General features: G+C 58.3%; 2 protein-coding genes, 1 tRNA gene and 1 pseudogene. 2 read left to right on the top strand and 2 right to left on the bottom strand.

Annotated features, from left to right (window positions below):
• Positions 1-76 (top strand) — tRNA-Glu (locus tag B2W52_RS12530).
• 129 nt (positions 77-205) lie between these two features.
• Here B2W52_RS12530 and B2W52_RS12525 read toward each other — a convergent pair.
• Positions 206-1,057: a 6-carboxytetrahydropterin synthase gene (locus B2W52_RS12525; RefSeq protein WP_092029916.1), complete on the bottom strand. Its 852-nt coding sequence runs from the start codon at positions 1,055-1,057 to the stop codon at positions 206-208.
• A gap of 73 nt (positions 1,058-1,130) precedes the next feature.
• Here B2W52_RS12525 and B2W52_RS12520 point away from each other — a divergent pair, with 73 nt between their 5' ends.
• Positions 1,131-1,835 (top strand): nucleotidyltransferase family protein, encoded by a 705-nt coding sequence (locus B2W52_RS12520; protein ID WP_008175034.1) that lies wholly within the window; start codon positions 1,131-1,133, stop codon positions 1,833-1,835.
• Here the strand turns inward: B2W52_RS12520 and B2W52_RS12515 are convergent.
• Positions 1,795-2,459: pseudogene (locus tag B2W52_RS12515) on the bottom strand (response regulator); the annotation flags it as partial. The gene B2W52_RS12520 and the pseudogene B2W52_RS12515 sit on opposite strands and share 41 nt — an antisense overlap.

Below are 2,459 nucleotides of genomic sequence, written 5' to 3'. Positions count from 1 at the left end.
GTCCCCTTCGTCTAGTGGCCTAGGACTCCGCCCTTTCACGGCGGCAACAGGGGTTCGAACCCCCTAGGGGACGCCAATACGGCTTGACGGTTTAGTCCACCGGGAAGCCATCAAAAAAACCGCCTTCTGGCGGTTTTTTTGTGTCTGAATGTCGGGTCAGACAACAATGGGGTCAAATGAAATTTCCATCTGACCCCGGATTTATTCAGCGCTCGGCAATGGCACCCTTCCCAACACCCTCATAAGCCTTCACCCGGATGGTGTCTGTCGCGAACTCCACCTTGAGCTTGTCGGCCATGTGGGCGGCAATCAGCTCCACCGTGGTGTCGGTATCCAGCATGTACACGCGATCCTCTGGCAGGGTCAGTGCAAACTCGCCCTGGTTGGCCTCGTATTCGAAGGTCACATAGCGAACGCCGTCTTCGCCAACATGGCGACGCACCACATCCTCCTCGGACCCCACGTAGATATCCCGCCAGAGCTTGGCCCAGCGGCGCTCCAGATCGTAATCGCGGTGGCCGTTCCGGTCGATACGAATCGGTGATCGATGGCCGTGGGCGATGCGCTGGCAGTTGCCCAGGTGTTTCTTAAGGCCGTGGACATAGTGGTAGTAAGCACCATCGATTTCCTCTTCCCGGAGATTGATCTCCACGGAAATCACGTTGGCCGGAAGCACGGCCTTTATTTCCTGTTCCAGCAAAGAGGCCACGGCCGAGGGCACAACCCGGTCGGCGGACAACCAGACAATGGCCTCGTCCGGTGAGCGGTGAATGATCTGGCTGCCGTCCGTGAGAGCCCAGGTAAAAGTGTCTGGCTGCTCCTCACTCCAGGACAGCCCCTGGTAGCCGCGGGGAATCACCAGACGATGGTCAACACGCTCATCGATCACCCGCTTGATGGTGCGTTTTACGTTACTGAAGTCGAACACCATGCCCTGTTCGTCCAGCTCCCCGCCAAGCACCACATCCGCAATCCAGCTTTCACCCACCAGCCCACGGGTCGGGTCCAGGTAGGCAAAATCGATAACGGTCAGGTTGTCTACAAACAGATGGTTCATCAAATTTCCAGGCGGGTGTGGTTGATTGATGGCCGAATTCTAGCAAAAATCACCGAATACAGCAGTCTGGCGGTTGGCCACTGCTTCATTTCTTTTTGCTATCGGACTCATCATTTTAAACCTCGACTCGCACATTGATCAGCAATTTCCGGTACTGATACTGGCGGCCGGTGCCTCGAGCCGCCTCGGTCGGCCGAAAGCCCTCCTGCCGCTGGCTTCTGGTGACGGGACAGACACGGACTGCCGTAACCGCACATTGTTGGACGCCGCCATTGCCCAAGGCCGAATCCTCAGCCCGGAAGTTCGAGTGGTGTGTGGGGCCTGGTACCCGCTCATACGCTTTCGTTGTCGGAGGCAACCTTCTTCCTGGTTGCGGGCGCCGGATTGGCAGGAGGGCATCTCGGCATCTCTGTCAGCGGGACTTCGCAGCCTGGGGCCAGCGGTAAAGGGCGTATTTGTTCTGGTGGCGGACCAGCCGTTACTGGATCTGAACGCCCTCGAGGCCTTTGGCAAGGCGGCCCGCTGTGTACCGGAACAGCCCATCGCTGCAGATTACGGTGGCCGGCCGGGTGTGCCCGCCTATTTACCCAGATGGCTCTGGCCGCTGGTGTTGGATCTGGAGGGGGATAGGGGCGCCGGGCGACTGCTCGCAGAGGTGCGTGCAACCCGGGTAGATATTCCGGGGATCCACGATGATGTGGACACCCCGGCAGACTGGCACAGGATCAGGACCCTGCTCAACCGAACAGGCCAGACAGCCAGGCAATCCCGACGCTGAAGATGCCGAGACTTATGGCAAGACCAATGGTGTAGACCCGGGACGATGCCGAGCGCTGCTGCGCAACAAAAAGGTCGATTGTGCGCTGGGCTATGTCTTCAGCGGTTTCCCTCGAGATCTCGTGGGCTTGCTGAATAGCCTCGGACTGAAGGGTTTGCCAGAACTCGGTATCAATCGTCTGCACACTCGTGATGTGATCTTTCAGCTCGGCCATATGCTCGCTCGTGAAGCCGGAATTCTTTTTCAGCTCCTTCTTGAGCACGGCAAGTTCGCTGCCAAGGTTCAGGTTGACCTCCGCGGCAACTTCGTCCCGCAGATTTTTGGTCCGTTCGTCGACCATTTCGGTGACGGCGTTCAGGCGTTCCTCAATCACCGCGTCCTGTTTGCTTCGGGATTCATCCAGAGCCCGCTTCAGGTGATCGAACTGCTCGTCAAAGAGGGAACTGAGCAGTTCGTGGAGGCGGTTGTTGATGTGAGTTTTGACTGCGGAACGGGCGATCTGCTCAATCAACTCGCTGGTCAAGGGCACCACATTGGCTTGCGGGTTGCTCCGGCTGGCTGAATCGCCCGTCTTGGGCGACAGTTCCACCGACGCATCTGCAGGTACGTTCAGCAGTTCGTCCT

Source organism: Marinobacter sp. UBA2498 (assembly GCF_002341575.1).
Taxonomy (GTDB): domain Bacteria; phylum Pseudomonadota; class Gammaproteobacteria; order Pseudomonadales; family Oleiphilaceae; genus Marinobacter; species Marinobacter manganoxydans.
Note: the sequence above shows the minus strand (reverse complement) of the source record. Positions and strands in the feature narration are given on the sequence as shown.

Coding starts and splice junctions, on each gene's coding strand:
- B2W52_RS12525 (WP_092029916.1), bottom strand. CDS start 1,057: ATGAACCATCTGTTTGTAGACAACCTGACCGTTATCGATTTTGCCTAC.